Here is a 16,449-nt window from a genome sequence, read left to right on the forward strand (position 1 = left end):
GCGGAGCGCGCAAAGCGAGGAAGGCGATATTGTAAGCGCACCGCCATCCTGCTCGAACGAATCAGGCGGCTCAGGCCGCCACGCGCAGGCTGTCCACCACCTTGTGCAGGAAGGCCTCACACGCTTCCAGCTGGTCGAGCGCGACGAATTCGTCCGGCTTGTGGGCCTGCTGGATGTCGCCGGGGCCGCAGACCACGGCCGGGATGCCGGCGCGCTGGAACAGGCCGGCCTCGGTGCCATAGGCCACCTTGTTGGTGTCGCGGTCGGCGGTCAGCGCGCGAACCAGTTGCGTGATGGCGTCGGCCTCGGCGGCGTCGAGCGACGGCGCGGCGGCAATCTTCGCCAGCGTCAGCCCCGCGTCCGCATGCTCGGCGCGCATCTTCGGCAGCAGCACGCCATTCGCATATTCCTGAATCCGCGCGAAGATCGCCTCGGGATCGACGCCCGGCAGGTTGCGGAACTCGAACACGAACTCGCACAGCGCCGGGATGGTGTTCAGCGCGATGCCACCCTGGATCGTGCCGGTGGAGGCCGTCGTGAACGGCACGTCGAAGGCCTGGTCGTACGGGCCGTTGGCCTTGAATTCATCGGCGATGTCGCGGATGAAGCAGATCAGCCGCGCCGCGTATTCGATGGCGTTCACGCCCTTCGGCGTCAGCGACGAATGCGCGGCCTGGCCCTTCACGCAGCAGCGGTAGGCGTTGATGCCCTTGTGCGCCACGATCACGCGCATGCTGGTCGGCTCGCCGACGATGCAGCCGCCCGGCCGCACGCCGCGGTCTCGCAATTCGGCCAGAAGATAAGGCGCGCCCATGCAGCCAATCTCCTCGTCGAACGACAGCGCGTAGTGCACCGGCTCGCGCAGCCTGGCTTCCAGGATGGTTGGCAGCAGCGCCAGGCTGGTGCCGATGAAGCCCTTCATGTCGCAGGTGCCCCGGCCATAAAGCTTGCCGTCGCGGATCACGGGCTTGAACGGGTCGGTGGTCCAGTTCTGGCCGTCTACCGGCACCACGTCGGTGTGGCCGGACAGCACGATGCCGCCGTCGGTGGCGCCATTGGCCGCCGGCACGGTCACGAACAGGTTGGCCTTGTCGCCCTGCGGGTTGTAGCTCAGGTGCGGCCGCAGCCCCTTGGCCAGGAAGTGGTCGCGCACGGCCTCGATCAGGCCGAGATTCGAATGGCGCGACGTGGTGTCGTAAGACACCAGCCGCTGGGTCCAGTCGAGCGCGCTGCCGCGCGGCTTGGCTGCGGTGGCGGAAGATTGGGCGTTGGCGTGGGCAGGCATGGGGCGGAAAGATGATTGATTCGTCAAGGAAGCGATGCTACACCGTCACGCCAGTTGGCGCAGCGTGTGCTTGATGGTCTGGGCGCGCACGGCCACATCGGGCATCTTGGCCTCGATGCGCAGTTTGTCCTGTCCGGCCAGCTTGATATGGCGGTTCTTCTGCACGAGGTCGATGATGCGGATGGCGTCGATCGGCGGGTTCGGCACGAACTGCATGCTGATGCTGGCCTCGCCCGCATCGATCTTGCGCACGCCCAGCGGCACGGCGGCGATGCGCAGCCGGTGCGTCTCCACCAGCGCCTGCGCCTGCGGGGGCAGGCGGCCGAAGCGGTCGATCAGCTCCTCCTGGATGTTGTCCACGCTCTCGGCCGTCTCGCAATTGGCCAGCCGCTTGTAGAGCGACAGGCGTTCGTGCACATCGGCGCAATAGTCGTTCGGCAGCAGCGCCGGCGTGCCGAGGTTGATCTCGGTGGTCACCTGCAGCGGCGCCATCAGGTCCGGCTCCTTGCCAGCCTTGAGCGCCTTCACGGCGGCGTTGAGCATGTCCGTGTACAGCTGGAAGCCGATTTCGTGGATTTCGCCCGATTGCTTGTCGCCCAGCACCTCGCCCGCGCCGCGGATTTCCAGGTCGTGCATGGCAAGGTAGAAGCCGGAGCCGAGTTCCTCCATCTGCTGGATCGCCTCCAGCCGGCGCTGTGCCAGCTTGGTCAGGCCGTCCACGTCATGCACCAGCATGTAGGCATAGGCCTGGTGGTGCGAGCGGCCCACGCGGCCCCGCAGCTGGTGCAACTGGGCCAGGCCGAACTTGTCGGCGCGGTGGATCAGGATGGTGTTGGCGGTCGGCACGTCGATGCCGGTCTCGATGATCGTGGTGCAGAGCAGGATGTTGTCGCGCCGCGCCACGAAGTCGCGCATCACGCGCTCCAGCTCGCGCTCGTGCATCTGGCCATGGGCCACGGCGATACGCGCCTCGGGCACCAGTTCCATCAGCCGGGCGCGCTTGTTCTCGATGGTCTCGACCTCGTTATGAAGGAAGTAGACCTGCCCGCCGCGCTTCAGCTCGCGCAGGATGGCCTCGCGGATCACGCCGTCTTCCTCGCGCCGCACGAAGGTCTTGATCGCCAGCCGCTTCTGCGGCGCCGTGGCGATGACCGAGAAGTCGCGCAGGCCCTCCAGCGCCATGCCCAGCGTGCGCGGGATGGGGGTAGCGGTAAGCGTCAGCACGTCCACCTCGGCACGAAGTGTCTTGAGCGCCTCTTTCTGGCGCACGCCGAAGCGGTGTTCCTCGTCGATGATGACCAGGCCCAGGCGCTGGAACTTCACGTCGTCGGAGAGCAGCTTGTGCGTGCCGATGACGATATCGACGGTGCCCTCGTTGATCTGCTTGATGGCCGCGTCGATCTCCTTCCTGGTCTTGAAGCGCGACAGCTCCACGATGCGCACGGGCCATTCGGCAAAGCGGTCGGACAGCGTCTGGAAGTGCTGCTCCGCCAGCAGCGTGGTCGGCGCGAGCATGGCCACCTGCTTGCCGCCCAGCACGGCGACGAAGGCGGCGCGCAGGGCCACCTCGGTCTTGCCGAAACCTACGTCGCCGCAGACCAGCCGGTCCATCGGCTTGCCCGAGGTCATGTCAGCGATCACGGCGGCGATGGCGGCGGCCTGATCCGGGGTCTCCTCGAAACCGAAGCTTTCGGCGAAGGTCTCGTAGTCCTTGGGCTGTAGCGGGAAGGCAAAGCCCTGGCGCAAAGCGCGCCGCGCGTACAGGTTGAGCAGTTCGGCGGCGGTGTCGCGGATCTGCTGCGCGGCGCGGCGCTTGGCCTTGTCCCACTGGCCCGAGCCCAGGTGGTGCAGCGGCGCGGACTCCGGATCGGCGCCCGAGTAGCGCGAGATCACATGCAGCTGGTGCACCGGCACGTACAGCTTGCTGCCCTTGTCGTAGTCCAGGTGCAGGAATTCTTCCTCGCCCTGGCCCAGGTCCATCGTCACCAGCCCCTGATAGCGGCCGATGCCGTGCTCGCTATGCACCACGGGGTCGCCGATCTTCAGTTCGGCGAGGTCGCGCACCATCGAATCGACGGCGCTGGCCTGCTCCTGCTTGCGGCGGCCCGTGCGGCGCGCGGTGCCGGCGTAGAGTTCGGCCTCGGTCACGAAGGCCAGTTGCGCCTGCGGCAGCGCAAAGCCGCTTTGCAACGGCGCCACGGCGATCGAGAAATGCGCGTCGCCGGCCAGATAGGCGGCGAAGTCATCCACGGGCTGCGGGCGCAGGCTGCTCTCGGCGAAGAGCTGCATCAGCGTCTCGCGCCGGCCGGCAGAGTCGGCGCACATCAGCACGCGCGTGGCCTTGTTCAGCAGCAGGGCTTCGAGGTTGACCAAGGGGTCTTCGGCGCGCCGGTTGACCGAGACATCGGGCAGGGCGGCCGAGAACGGACTCTGCTCGGCCGTGGCCTCGCGCTGCAGCACCACGCGCGGCAGCGGCTTGGCGGCCACGAAGAACTGCTCCTCGGACAGGAACAGGTCGGCCGGCGGCAGCAGCGGGCGTTCGCGGTCGTGCCGCATGAAGGTGTAGCGCTGGGTGGTATCGGCCCAGAAACGGCGGATCGCCTCGTCGATATTGCCCGCGAAGGCCAGCTGCGTGCCGGCGGGCAGGTAGTCGAACAGGGTGGCGCTCTCCTCGAAGAACAGCGGCAGGTAGTACTCGATACCGGCAGACGGCACGCCGTTGCCAATGTCCTTGTAGATCGGCGATTTGGTCGGATCTCCCTCGAACACCTCGCGCCAGCGGCCGCGGAAGGCGGTGCGGGCGGCTTCGTCGAGCGGGAACTCGCGTCCCGGCAGCAGGCGCACTTCCTTCACCGGGTACAGGCTGCGCTGGGTGTCCGGGTCGAACGCGCGGATGGTCTCGATCTCGTCCCCGAACAGGTCGATCCGGTACGGCAGGGCCGAGCCCATCGGGAACAGGTCGATCAGCCCGCCGCGCACGCTGTACTCGCCGGGGCGCATTACCGCGCTGACGTGCTCGTAGCCGGCCAGCGTGAACTGGGCCTTGAGCGCGCTTTCGTCGAGTTTCTCGCCCTGCTTGAAGAAGAAGGTGTACGCGGCCAGGAAGGCCGGCGGCGCCAGCCGGTAGAGCGCGGTGGAGGCGGGTACCAGCATCACGTCGCACTGGCCGGTCTGGATGTCGTGCAGCGTGGCCAGCCGCTCGGATACCAGGTCCTGGTGCGGCGAGAAGCTGTCGTAGGGCAGCGTTTCCCAGTCTGGCAGCAGCCGCACGCGCAATTCGGGCGCGAACCACGGGATTTCCTCGGCCAGGCGCTGGGCGTCGGTGGCGTTGGCGCACATCACCGCCAGCATCGGCAGCGCGCCCTGGTGTTGGCGCGCGTAGGCGGCCACCAGCAGGGCGTCGGCGGAGCCGGTCAGGCCGGCAATCGCGTGACGCATGCCGGGCTTGACCAGCGACAGGTTGGCGAAGGATGTGACAGCGTGGATGTCAGGCATTGGCAGCAAGGGCGATCGAAACGACGGCGCCCCGCCGGCAGTGCGGGCGGGGGTGCGTCATCATGGTCCGGCCCCGGAAGGATCTCCGTGGCGGTGGACAAGGGCCGTATTATAGAATGCGCACCGGCCGGTCCGCCGCCCGTCTTATTCTGACTTCGCCCCACGATCCTGTGTCTGCTCGCCGCTTCGCCCTCATTCCCTGTGCCGGTACCGGCAGCCGCGCCGGCGGCCACGTCGCCAAGCAATACCAGACCGTGGCCGGCCACCCGATGATCTGGCACGCGCTGGCCGCCTTTTCCGCCTGCGAGCGCATCAGCGCCACCGCGCTGGTGCTGGCGCCGGACGACATGCCGCTGGAATCCCGCTTCGGCGCGGAGGCGTTCGCGGGGCTGCGCTTCGATACCGCCTTCGTGGGCGGCGCCACGCGCCATGCCTCGGTGCTGGCCGGCCTGCATCACCTGGCCCAGCTGGGCGCCACGGACAGCGACTGGGTGCTCGTGCACGACGCCGCCCGCCCGGGGCTGACCCCGGCCATGATCGACACGCTGATCCGCGCCGTGGAGGCCGACGACGAGGCCGATGCGGCCATCGGCGGCATTCTGGCGGTGCCGGTGCCCGATACGCTCAAGCGGGCGGACGCAGGCACCCAGGTTGGCGTGCGGATCGGCTCCACGGTGCCGCGCGAGGGCCTCTGGCAGGCCCAGACGCCGCAGATGTTCCGCGTGGGTGTACTGCGCCAGGCGCTGCAGGAGGCGCTGGCCGCCGGCGCCGTGGTGACCGACGAGGCCAGCGCCATCGAGCGCCTGGGCCTGCATCCGCGCCTGGTCAACGGCTCGCTGCGCAATTTCAAGGTCACGTACCCCGAGGATTTCGCGCTGGCGGACATCCTGCTCGCGCCGGCAGCCCCGCCGGCCGACCGTTAAGCATTTTTCAGAGGAGTCGCATTGAATCCGTTCGATATCCGCATTGGCCAGGGCTATGACGTACACGCCCTGGTGCCGGGCCGCAAGCTGATCCTGGGTGGCGTGGACATTCCGCATGACCGTGGCCTGCTCGGCCATTCCGATGCCGATGCACTGCTGCACGCCGTGACCGACGCGCTGTTCGGTGCCGCCGCATTGGGCGACATCGGCCGGCATTTTCCCGATACGGACCCGAATTTCGCCGGTGCCGACAGCCGCGTGCTGTTGCGCGAGGCGGCCCGGCGGGTGCGCGAGGCCGGTTTCGAGATCGGCAACGTGGATGCCACGGTCATCGCACAAAGGCCAAAACTGGCGCCGCATATCGGCGGCATGGTGGCGAATCTCGCGGAAGACCTTGGCCTGCCCGTCACGCGTTGCAACGTGAAGGCGAAGACCAACGAGAAGCTGGGTTTCGAAGGGCGCGAAGAGGGCATCGTCGCGCAGGCCGCGGTGCTGATCTACCGCAAGACTGGCGACGCCCAGGATTGAAGAAACTGCGCGGTCAGACGGGGGGCGGTGCGTCCTCGGGCAGGATCGCGAAGGTGTAGTCGTTCAGGCGCGCCATGGCACCGCTGCGTGCGCCGGCTTCGGTCCGCTTCTGGAAGCCCATCTGCTGGCACAGCTTGTTGGCGGAGGCCATCTCGGGCATGGTGCGCACCACCAGCGTATTGGCGCCGATGTCGCGCGCCCGCTCGATGCAGATCTGCATCAACCGATGCCCCAGCCCCTGGCCACGCGCCTGCGGGCTCACGGACAGCAGCCGCGCCTCGGGCTGCGTCAGCGTGACAGTGCTGTCGTCCAGCGCGGGCAGCGTGGCGCCCGGATGGCAGAACAGCACAGCGCCGCTGATGCCGTGGTCGCTCTCGGCGACCCACCATTCCATATCGGGATTGTCCTTGGCGGCCAGCACGGACTGCATTCCGCGCTGGAACGAGGCGCGGCAATCTTCCATGATCGCAAGTTCGTATTGCCCATAGGCTTGCTGCGTGACCGCTGCGATGTCGCCCCAGTCGTACGCCGCCGCCAGGCGGAAGCGAAAACGGGGGGAAGTATGCGAAGGCAAGGTACTCATGGCCTCTGGTATCCGTGTCCTTGCGTGGATTGTAGGCCGGTCGAGGCACAAGTGCATGGTTCCCGATTGCCCGTTTGCGTGTCAGACAACATGCCGCCCAGCGTATTGACATCGAAAAAAAAACCTGCCGCCCCTTGCGGTGGCGGCAGGTGTTCCGGCAGGTCTTCCCGACCAGGCGGGCAATGTTTGCCCGGCAAGCCTTATTCGGCGGCGATGACGTTGGCGGCAGCCCCGATCACGGCGGCGATGCGGCCCACGTCGCGCAACTGCTGCGCGCTCATGCCTTGCTCGGTCTTCAGCAACTGATAGTGCGACTTCACGCAGAAATGGCACTTGCCGATGATCGACGCGGCCAGTGCGTACATCTCGAAGCGGCGCTTGTCCACGCCACCATGGGTAGCGTAGGCGTTCATGCGCAGGCCGGCGGGCTGGCTCGACAGGTCCGGGTCCTCGGCCATCTCGATGTACGGATACCAGACATTGTTCATGCCCATCAGCGCCGCAGCCGTCTGGGCGGCGGTGACTTCCTCGGGCGACAGCACGTTCGCATTGCGGATGGCATCGACGATGATCTTGCTCTTGGCGGCGAAGGCGGCGGCGAGTGCCACGCCGACGGCGTCATTGCCTTCCAGCGACGAGCGCGCGATCGTGCCATCCACATTCAGGCGGATGTCCTTCGCGTAGTCGGGAATCAGGTTCTTAATCGTGCTGAGGAATTCCATTTATTTCTCCTATCGTCCAGGGCTCAAAAAACCCGCATTTGCGGGCTTTGACGCGGAAGCGCCGTATCGGCCACTTCCGCGCGCGCCGGTCCGCCCGGGCAGGGCGGTTGGCAGGTCAAACAAATTACAGCGTGGCGCCGCCGACAGCGCGGTTGCACGGGCACAGCTCGTCCGTTTGCAGACCGTCCAGAATACGCAGGACTTCGTCCGGGCTACGGCCGACGTTCAGGTTGTTCACCGACACGTGTTGGATCACGTTGTCCGGATCGACGATGAACGTGGCGCGCAGGGCCACGCCGGCAGCCTTGTCACGCACGCCCAGCTGGTCCACCAGCGAGCCGGTCACGTCGGCGAATTGCCACTGGTTCAGCTTGTTCAGGTCCTTGTGTTCACGGCGCCATGCCAGCTTCACGAACTCGTTGTCGGTCGAGCCGCCCAGCACGATCGCGTCGCGATCGGCGAAGTCGTCGTTCAGCTTGGCGAAGGCCACGATTTCGGTCGGGCAGACGAAGGTGAAGTCCTTCGGGTAGAAGTAGATGATCTTCCACTTGCCTTCGAACGACTTCTCGGTGATGTCTTCGAAAGCCGACTGGCCATTCTCTTCGTGGTTGTTGAAACCCGGCTTCACGCCAACGATTTGGAACGATTCGATCTTGTCACCAACGGTCTTCATCAACTTCTCCTGATACGGTTGAACAGAGTAACGCACGCGACACGCCGGGCGGGGTGGGGCAGCACAAGGCTGGAGACCTCCACGATACGGCATCGCAACAAGGCCAGATTATGACCTGTCCGATACGCACAGGGCCAATTGATTGTCTCAAAGAGACCGATAGGCACCGGCCTTTCCCTGCACAGCGCGCGCCAAGGACGAACGGCGAGTATGCCATGTGCGGACGCACATGACGAAAGCCGCCACAAAAATTTCATCTTGTGGCGGCGCTCGGTCCGGCGAGTATCAGGCGGTACGTATCAGGCGGTACGTATACGTATCAGGCGGTGCGCAGGGCGCCCTGCAGGCGGCGCGTGCGGAAGATGACCAGCGTGGCCACCAGCCCGCAGGCGGCGGCGAACGTCAGCCACAGGCCCGGCGCGGCCTTGTTGCCGGTTTCGTGGATCAGGTAGGTGGAGATGGCCGGCGTGAAGCCGCCGAACAGCGCCGTGGCCAGGCTGTAGGCCAGCGAGAAGCCCGCCGTGCGCACCGCCGGCGGCATCACCTCGGCCAGCGTGACCACCATCGCGCCGTTGTAGCTGCCGTACAGGAACGAGAGCCACAGTTCCACCATCAGCAGGTGGCCGAAGGAGGGCTCGGCCACCAGCCAGGACACGGCCGGGTAGGCGGTGAGCAGGGTGGCGATCGTGAAGATCACCAGCAGCGGCTTGCGCCCCACGCGGTCGGAGACGGCGCCCATCAGGGGCAGCCAGATGAAGTTGGAAAGCCCCACGCACATCGTCACGACGAGGTTGTCCACGTCGCCAAGCTTGAGCACGGTCTTGCCGAAGGTCGGCGTGTAGGCGGTGATCATGTAGAACGACACCGTGGTCATCACCACCATCATGCAGCCGGCGAGGATGATGCCCCAGTTGTCGAGCATCGAGCGGTAGATCTCGCGCATGGTCGGCTGGTGCTTGCGGGTGCGGAAGGCTTCGGTTTCCTCCAGCGAGCGCCGGATCATGAACAGGAACGGCACGATCAGGCAGCCGACCAGGAACGGCACGCGCCAGCCCCAGCTGTCCATCTGTGCCGGCGCCAGCGTGGCGTGCAGGATCACGCCCAGCAGCCCGGCGAAGATCACCGCCACCTGCTGGCTGGCCGACTGCCACGCCACGTAGAAGCCTTTCTGGCCCGGCTTGGCGATCTCGGCCAGGTAGACCGATACCCCGCCCAGTTCCACGCCGGCCGAGAACCCCTGCAGCAGACGGCCCGCCAGCACCAGCAGCGGCGCGGCCACGCCGATCGACGCGTAGCCGGGCACCAGCGCAATCAGCAGCGTGCCCATCGCCATCAGGATCAGCGTGAGAATCAGGCCCTTGCGGCGGCCGTGGTGGTCGATGTAAGCGCCGAGAATGATGGCGCCGAGCGGACGCATCAGGAAGCCGGCGCCGAAGGTGGCCAGCGAGAGCATCAGCGAGGCGAATTCGTTGCCGCTGGGGAAGAACGTACGGGCGATGGCGGCGGCGTAGAAGCCGTACACCATGAAATCGTACATTTCGAGGAAGTTGCCGCTGACGACGCGGAACACGGTACGGGCGCTGTGCTGGGAAGCCGGCGCGGAGGCGGTGCTGGACATGGCTGTCTCTCGGTCAGCGCCGGTGCGGCCGGCGACATGTTGTGGGATCGCAATGGCCGCCAGTGTGCGCCGCCGGGCTGTCAATGCCCTGTCAACTGCCTTTCAATCTGCTATCAAATGCTGTCGAAAACCTGTCAGCCGGGGCGGGGAGTGCCCCATCATGCGCGCCGGAAGCAGGCGCGCACCACCAGCCCGGTCTTGGGCGGCGGCCGATTGGCCAGCACCAGCCGCCCGCCGTTGCGCTGGAGGATGCGGTTGACGATGGACATGCCCAGCCCCGCGCCCTTGGCCTCGCTGCGGGCGCTGTCGAGCCGGTAGAACGGCCGCGTCAGCAGCGAGAGCTGCGCGTCGGGCACGCCGGGGCCGTTGTCCGCCACGGTCAGCACGGCATCCTTGTCATCGAGCCGCGTGGAGATCTCCACTTCGGCCATGCCGCTTTCCTCGTCCTTGGCGTAGCGGCGCGCGTTCTCCACCAGGTTGTCCAGGATGCGCTGGATCTCCATGCGGTTGGCCACCGCCATGACCGGGCCGTTGGCGCGCACGTGCACGCGCACATCGTCGTGCGCGGCATAGACGCCCACGGCGTCCTGCACCAGCGCGGAGAGATCCACCGGCTCCACCATTTCCTGGCCGGGGCGGGCGTAGTTGAGGAACTGGCCGATGATGGCGTCCATCTGCTCGATGTCGGCGATCATGGCGTCGCGCGTGATGTTGTCCACCGGCGACATCTCGGTCTCGAGCCGCAGCCGGGTGAGCGGGGTGCGCAGGTCGTGGGAGATGCCGGCCAGCATGACCACGCGGTCGTCGTCGAGCTGGCGCAGGTCGCGCACCATCTGGTTGAAGCTGCGGTTGGCCTGGGCCACCTCGCTGGCGCCATGCTCGCGCAGCGGCGGCGGATCGCCGCCCGTGCCGATCTGGCGCGCCGCGTTGGCCAGCCGCTTGAGCGGGTAGTTCACGCGCGCCGTGATGAAGGCCGCGCCGATGATCGACAGCAGCAGCGCGGCGATACTCCACCACAGCCACTGTATGCCCGGCACGCGCTCGAAGCGCTCCGGGCTGATGGCGACCCAGTAGTCGTCCCCCTCGATCTCGAAGCTGACCCACACGCCCGGAATGTCGTTGACGGTGGTGGCGAGCACGGTGTCCTCGCCCAGCCGCCCGCGAATCTCCTGCTGCACCAGCTGGGTCAGGAAGGGGTTGGCGGTGGGCGCGGCGAAGTCGTCGTCCTTCTCGCGCGGATAGACCTTGATGCCCTCGTTCTGCACCAGGTCGAGCAGCAGGAACCGCCGCCGCGCCGGGTCGGAGTAGAGCAGGGCCGCGCGCGTGAGCTTGACCACGCTGACCACCTGCATGGCGATCTGCTGGGCGCGCGGCGCGCGTTCGAAGAGCCGGTAGCTCTGGAACCAGATCCCCAGCGAGATCGCCAGCAAGAGGGCGATCAGCATGAAGGTGCGCCAGAACAGCGAACCAAAGAACCGCGTTGCGGTACGGCCGAGAGCGGTCGCCACGATGCTGACTGCGGACGAACCGGGACTACTTCACGCCATCGGGAATGAAGACGTAGCCCAGGCCCCAGACCGTCTGGATGAAGCGGGGGTTGCCCGGGTCCGGTTCGATGAGCTTGCGCAGGCGGGAGATCTGCACGTCCAGGCTGCGGTCGAATACTTCGTATTCGCGGCCGCGGGCCATTTCCATGAGCTTCTCGCGCGAGAGCGGCTGGCGCGGATGCCGCGCGAACACCTTGAGCACGGAGAACTCGCCCGTGGTGAGCGTGATTTCCTCGTCGTTCTTGGTCAGCGTGCGGGTGGCCAGGTTCAGCACGAAATCGCCGAAGGCGAAGGTCTCGGGCGTCTCGGACGGGGCGCCCGGCACTTCGGCGGGGCCCTTGCGGCGCAGCACGGCGTGAATGCGCGCGATCAGCTCGCGCGGGTTGAACGGCTTGGGCAGGTAGTCATCGGCGCCCATTTCCAGGCCGACGATGCGGTCCACGTCCTCGCCCTTGGCGGTCAGCATGATGATCGGGGTCTGGTCGTTGGCGCCGCGCAGGCGGCGGCAGATGGACAGGCCATCCTCGCCCGGCATCATCAGGTCCAGCACCAGCAGGTCAAACCGCTCGCGCAGCCAGAGCTTGTTCATGGCGGTGGCGTTTTCCGCCACCAGCACCGTGAACCCCTGCTCGCCAAGGTAGCGGCGCAGCAGGTCGCGCAGGCGCGGGTCGTCGTCCACGACGAGAATCTTGTGGCTGGTATTTTCCATGGCGGTATCTTAGCGACTTACGCTTTCGCTCAAAATGGCTTAACAAAACGTTACATACTTTACCCTGTGGTATGGCGGCGTGCATCTTTTGTGCATTTACACTCCGCAAACCGTATCCCGACGCCGATTTGGCGCGACGGGAATTCACGGTGACCAAGGGGCGTCCCATCTCTCTGACGAAGGCGTTGGCATATGCCTGCGTCGTCCTCCAAGCGGATGTGCGACCACTGTCAAGATCGCCATTATCCAATGAAAGTGAAGCAAAACCGGCACGGACATACCCTGCAACGCACGGCGTGCGCGCGGGCGGCTTGCCATGCCGGCGTGGCCATGCTCATCGTACTGCTGCCGGCGCTTGCGCAGGCGCAGTCGGCGGGCATGGCGCAACTGCTTCGCCCTGGCCAGCCGGGCCACGCCAGCGGCGGTGCGCCCACCCCCGCCGTGCCGGGCAAGCCGGGCGGCGGGGAGCGCCTGGACCAGCGCGAGGCCCGCACCCGCGCCGAAAAGTACCGCACGGAGCGCGACATGGCCGACCGCGCCGGCCGCCAGGGGCCGCCGGGCGGACATCCCAAGCTTTCGCCCGACGAGCGCAAGACACTGCGCAAGAACCTCCAGGACCTCGGCCGCGAGATGTACGAGGGCGGCGGCTGACCGCCCTCCCTCCCATTAAGCCTGCGGCCGGAAATGTCGCAGGAAATCCACGAATACCTCGGCCGCCAGCTGGGCATCTTCCACGGTGATGGTTTCCAGCGGGTTGTGGCTGATACCGCCATTGCCGCAGCGCACGAACAGCATCGCCACGTCGGTCATGCGTTGCATCATCATTGCGTCATGGCCGGCGCCGGACGGCAGCTCGAAGGCCTCCAGCCCGCGCTTGCGCAGTACCGCGCCGAACTGATCCATCAGCCAGCGCGCGCACGGCGCGTTGTTGACCGGCGTGACCCGCTCGACGGTGGCGGTCAGGCCACGGCGCGCCGCGATCCGCTCGATTCCCATCACGATATCGGTGATGGCGGCTTCGCGGATGCCGTCCTCGCCGGCGCGGATGTCCATCGAGAACACGCATGCGGCCGGAATCACGTTGCTGGAGCCGTTCGGCACCTGGAGCTGGCCCACCGTGCCGACCAGCGTCGGCACCTGCGCGCAGCGCGACTCCACCAGCAGGATCATCTCGGCGGCGCCGGCGGCGGCATCGCGCCGCATGTCCATCGGCGTGGTGCCGGCATGGCTGGCCAGCCCCTCCACGCGCACCTGGAAGCGGCTGCTGCCCGCGATCTGGGTGACGATGCCGAGCGCCAGGTCGCGGTTCAGCAGCACCGGGCCCTGCTCGATATGCACTTCGACGAACCCCGCCAGCGTGGCCGGATCGACCGCCGCGGCGCGCAGGGCGTCCAGGCTGCCGGCGCCGGGCAGGCCGGACTGAGCCAGCGCCTCACGCATGGTCACGCCGTCCGGGTCCGCGCGGTCCAGCAGGGCCGGGTCGAAGCGGCCCGCCAGCACGCTGCTGGCCAGGAAGCTGGTCTTGAAGCGCAGCCCTTCCTCCTCGGCGAAGCCGACGATCTCGAAGTGATACGGCAGCCGGATACCCGCCGCGTTGAGCGCGCCCACCACCGCAATCGGCAGCAGGATGCCGAGCCGCCCGTCATACCGCCCGCCGTTGCGCACGGTGTCGAAGTGGGAGCCGGTCATCAGCACCTTCGGCGCGGCCACGGCCGGGTCGGCCGCATACCGCCCAATCACATTGCCGATGGCGTCCACGCGCACCGCCATGCCGGCGGCCTCCATCCACTGCACCAGCTGCGCCTGCGCCCGGCGATGCGCCGGCGTGAGGAACGCGCAGGTCAGCCCGTCCTCCATGTCGGAGTGGGCGGCGAGCGCGGCGGCGCGGTCGAGGATGGATTGGCCGAGCGAGGCAAGTGCGGTAGTCATGGTTCGGTTCGGATTCGGTTCGATGGGGTTCAGCGGTTGCGCAGCCAGGTCTTCCAGGCGATCCAGAGCATGCGCATCGGCGTCAGCGCGATGCGCTGCGTCAGCACCTGGAACTGGCTGGCCTCGATCTCGTCGAGCTGGGCATGGGAGAGGGCCGCCATGACCAGCGTGGCGCGCTGGGCGCGGCGGTCCTGGCGCGGCAGCAGGGCCAGCGCCTCGCGGTAGAGCGTGCGGGCCACTTCGGCCTGCTCGCCCATCAGGGCCACGAAACGCTCGGAGTGGCGGGCCTGCAGGATGTCGGCGGCCGGCACCTCGTGGCGCTGGAGCGTATCCACCGGCAGGTAGATGCGGCCCTGGCGGGCATCCTCGCCCACGTCGCGGACGATGGTCGCGCGTTGCATCGACAGGCCCAGCTGGCGCGCGAAGTCCAGCGTGCGCGGATCGGAAAACCCCAGCGCCCGGGCCGACAGCACGCCCATGGCACCGCCGGCGCACTGACAGTAGCGTTTCAAACCGGCTTCGTCCAGGAAGCGGGTCTGGGTCAGATCCATCTCCAGGCCGTCCAGCACCTCAGAAAATTCGGATTGCGGCAGGCCGCCCGGCGCAATATGGGGCTGCAGGGCCTGCGTGACCGGATGTGACGGCTGACCGTCATAGAGGCGGCGCAGTTCACCGCGCCACCAGTCCAGCCGCTGGTGGGCCACGCCGGCATCGTGGCTCTCGTCGATGATGGCCTCCACCTCGCGACGAAAGGCGTGCAGCGCCGTGATGGCGCGGCGGCGTTCGGGCGGGAGGAACAGGAAGCTGTAATAGGGGAGGGAGCCGCCCGGGGCGGCCTTGTCCTGGCAATACTGATCGGGCGTCACGCCAATCTCTTATGAATACTGTCTGGTGGGGCGATACGAACCGGGGCAGGTCCGCGAAAGCGCCAAATTGTAACATCGGCCCAACCGGGGCCAGCGCCGGGGCTCACCATTCGCACCGAGTTTTGGCCCCTTCGTCGCCCGGCGTTTGACGCACTCGGGGCCGCTCGCTATATTACTGACCGGCCAGTTATTTATTCCCCGGCAGGCACCGCAGCGTTGTCCGCCGCGAGACGCTTTCCCCATTGGCTGCTCCCCGCAGTCTCCAGTTTGTTCCGACGTTCCACCGACTCAAGACGCTTAACCCATGCCAGTGCCTTATGCCAGGCCGGATGTTGCGGCCGCCGACGTTGATGTTTCCCCGATGCCCGCCCGGGCCCGCCGGACGCCGAGGGTCGCCATGGTCGCCATGGTCGCCATGGTCGCCATGGTGACCGTGGCGACGCTGGCGCTCCTGGCCGGGCTGTCCGGCTGTGGGAAGAAGGCGGAGCCGGTGGAGGCCGTGCGACCCGTGCGGCTGCTGCAACTGCATTCGGGTGCCGGGAAGACCGCATTCGAGTTCTCGGGCGAGGTGCGGCCGCGCGTGGAGTCGCGCCTGGGCTTCCGGGTGCCCGGCAAGATCTCGGCCCGTCTGGTGGACGTGGGCGCGAACGTCAGGAAGGGCCAGCCGCTGGCCCGCCTCGACCCGACCGACCTGGCGCTGGCCGAGGCTTCGGCGCGCGCCCAGTTCGATGCCGCCAAGACCGACCGCGATCTCGCCGACTCCGACCTGAAACGCTACCGGGACCTGGCGGCCAAGAACTTCATCAGTGCCGCCGAGCTAAGCCGGCGCCAGGCCACCTACGATTCCGCCGCCTCGCGGCTGGAGCAGGCCCAGGCCAACCTCCGCAACCAGAGCAACCAGACCGGCTACGCCGTGCTCGCCGCCGATGCGGACGGCGTGGTGACGGCCGTCGATGCCGAGGTCGGTCAGGTGGTTACGGCGGGCCAGTCGGTGATCCGCGTGGCGCAGATCGCCGAGAAGGAGGTCGCCATCGGCCTGCCCGAGGATCAGGTGGATATGCTGCGCGACATCTCCGACGTCACCGTGCGCACCTGGGCCGAGCCGGACCGCCCGCTGCCGGGCCGCGTGCGCGAGATTTCCGGCGCCGCCGATCCGGTCACCCGCACCTACCCGACCCGCGTCAGCGTGCCCAACCCGCCCGCCGACCTGCGCTTCGGCATGACCGCCGTGGTCACCTTCACCCGCACCGGCGAGTCCGCCGCCATCCGCATCCCGCTGACCGCGCTGCTGCAGGACCGCGGCACTAATCAGGTGTGGATCTACCAGGGTGCGGCCAGCGGGGGCACGGGCACGGTCAAGCCGGTGCCGGTGACGCTGGGTGACCCACAGGGCAATGAGATCGAGGTGCGCCAGGGGCTGGCGCCGGGCCAGACCATCGTCACGGCCGGCGTGCACCTGTTGCAGCCGGGCCAGAAGGTCAAGCCGATGCAGAACGCCACGTCTGCCCAGCCGGCCCAGTCGGCCAAGCCGGCGTCCAACCCGGGCGCCGCCGCCGGCAGCAAGGGCTGAC

General features: G+C 67.5%; 14 protein-coding genes. 4 read left to right on the forward strand and 10 right to left on the reverse strand.

The window, feature by feature from the left end; genetic code table 11:
- Window positions 1-70: 70 nt before the first annotated feature.
- Window positions 71-1,285, reverse strand: a complete 1,215-nt coding sequence (gene argE / locus AB4120_RS24100; protein WP_144195727.1) for an acetylornithine deacetylase — start codon at window positions 1,283-1,285, stop codon at window positions 71-73.
- A gap of 45 nt (window positions 1,286-1,330) precedes the next feature.
- Window positions 1,331-4,780: a transcription-repair coupling factor gene (mfd, locus tag AB4120_RS24105; protein ID WP_441642945.1), complete on the reverse strand. Its 3,450-nt coding sequence runs from the start codon at window positions 4,778-4,780 to the stop codon at window positions 1,331-1,333.
- 170 nt (window positions 4,781-4,950) lie between these two features.
- Here mfd and ispD point away from each other — a divergent pair, with 170 nt between their 5' ends.
- Window positions 4,951-5,703, forward strand: coding sequence for a 2-C-methyl-D-erythritol 4-phosphate cytidylyltransferase (gene ispD / locus AB4120_RS24110; RefSeq protein WP_392388495.1), 753 nt, complete (start codon window positions 4,951-4,953; stop codon window positions 5,701-5,703).
- A 21-nt stretch (window positions 5,704-5,724) separates the two neighbouring features.
- Entirely contained in the window at window positions 5,725-6,231 is a 507-nt protein-coding gene (ispF, locus tag AB4120_RS24115) for a 2-C-methyl-D-erythritol 2,4-cyclodiphosphate synthase (RefSeq protein ID WP_441642946.1), read from the forward strand.
- Between the two features lie 13 nt (window positions 6,232-6,244).
- On the opposite strand, the gene AB4120_RS24120 is transcribed toward ispF, so the two are convergent.
- The 6 genes from AB4120_RS24120 to ompR form a co-directional block, all read right to left on the reverse strand.
- A complete protein-coding gene (locus tag AB4120_RS24120; RefSeq protein WP_441642947.1) occupies window positions 6,245-6,814 on the reverse strand; it encodes a GNAT family N-acetyltransferase in 570 nt (189 codons plus the stop codon).
- A 200-nt stretch (window positions 6,815-7,014) separates the two neighbouring features.
- Entirely contained in the window at window positions 7,015-7,536 is a 522-nt protein-coding gene (locus AB4120_RS24125; RefSeq protein ID WP_092292961.1) for a carboxymuconolactone decarboxylase family protein, read from the reverse strand.
- 124 nt (window positions 7,537-7,660) lie between these two features.
- Window positions 7,661-8,209 (reverse strand): peroxiredoxin, encoded by a 549-nt coding sequence (locus AB4120_RS24130; RefSeq protein WP_092292963.1) that lies wholly within the window; start codon window positions 8,207-8,209, stop codon window positions 7,661-7,663.
- Between the two features lie 319 nt (window positions 8,210-8,528).
- Window positions 8,529-9,827 carry an MFS transporter gene (locus AB4120_RS24135; RefSeq protein WP_149136162.1) on the reverse strand — a complete coding sequence of 433 codons (1,299 nt, stop codon included), beginning with the start codon at window positions 9,825-9,827 and terminating at the stop codon, window positions 8,529-8,531.
- Between the two features lie 158 nt (window positions 9,828-9,985).
- Window positions 9,986-11,335: an ATP-binding protein gene (locus AB4120_RS24140; RefSeq protein WP_149136161.1), complete on the reverse strand. Its 1,350-nt coding sequence runs from the start codon at window positions 11,333-11,335 to the stop codon at window positions 9,986-9,988.
- Between the two features lie 25 nt (window positions 11,336-11,360).
- Window positions 11,361-12,083 carry an osmolarity response regulator transcription factor OmpR gene (gene ompR, locus AB4120_RS24145; protein ID WP_006576352.1) on the reverse strand — a complete coding sequence of 241 codons (723 nt, stop codon included), beginning with the start codon at window positions 12,081-12,083 and terminating at the stop codon, window positions 11,361-11,363.
- Between the two features lie 330 nt (window positions 12,084-12,413).
- On the opposite strand from ompR, the gene AB4120_RS24150 reads away from it, so the two are divergent.
- Complete coding sequence (locus AB4120_RS24150) at window positions 12,414-12,734, forward strand: hypothetical protein (protein WP_262389618.1); 321 nt, start codon at window positions 12,414-12,416, stop codon at window positions 12,732-12,734.
- A 15-nt stretch (window positions 12,735-12,749) separates the two neighbouring features.
- Here the strand turns inward: AB4120_RS24150 and AB4120_RS24155 are convergent, their stop codons facing one another.
- Together AB4120_RS24155 and hpnD are read right to left on the reverse strand one after the other, a co-directional pair.
- Window positions 12,750-14,012 carry a Zn-dependent hydrolase gene (locus AB4120_RS24155; RefSeq protein ID WP_441642948.1) on the reverse strand — a complete coding sequence of 421 codons (1,263 nt, stop codon included), beginning with the start codon at window positions 14,010-14,012 and terminating at the stop codon, window positions 12,750-12,752.
- A 29-nt stretch (window positions 14,013-14,041) separates the two neighbouring features.
- The gene (hpnD, locus tag AB4120_RS24160; RefSeq protein ID WP_441642949.1) at window positions 14,042-14,878 is read right to left on the reverse strand and encodes a presqualene diphosphate synthase HpnD; all 837 of its coding nucleotides are present in this window, start codon (window positions 14,876-14,878) and stop codon (window positions 14,042-14,044) included.
- 406 nt (window positions 14,879-15,284) lie between these two features.
- On the opposite strand from hpnD, the gene AB4120_RS24165 reads away from it, so the two are divergent.
- Window positions 15,285-16,448 carry an efflux RND transporter periplasmic adaptor subunit gene (locus tag AB4120_RS24165; RefSeq protein WP_262389617.1) on the forward strand — a complete coding sequence of 388 codons (1,164 nt, stop codon included), beginning with the start codon at window positions 15,285-15,287 and terminating at the stop codon, window positions 16,446-16,448.
- Window position 16,449: the final 1 nt, after the last annotated feature.

The sequence above is a fragment of the Cupriavidus sp. 2KB_3 genome (assembly GCF_052115685.1).
In the GTDB taxonomy this organism is placed as follows: Bacteria; Pseudomonadota; Gammaproteobacteria; order Burkholderiales; family Burkholderiaceae; genus Cupriavidus; species Cupriavidus campinensis.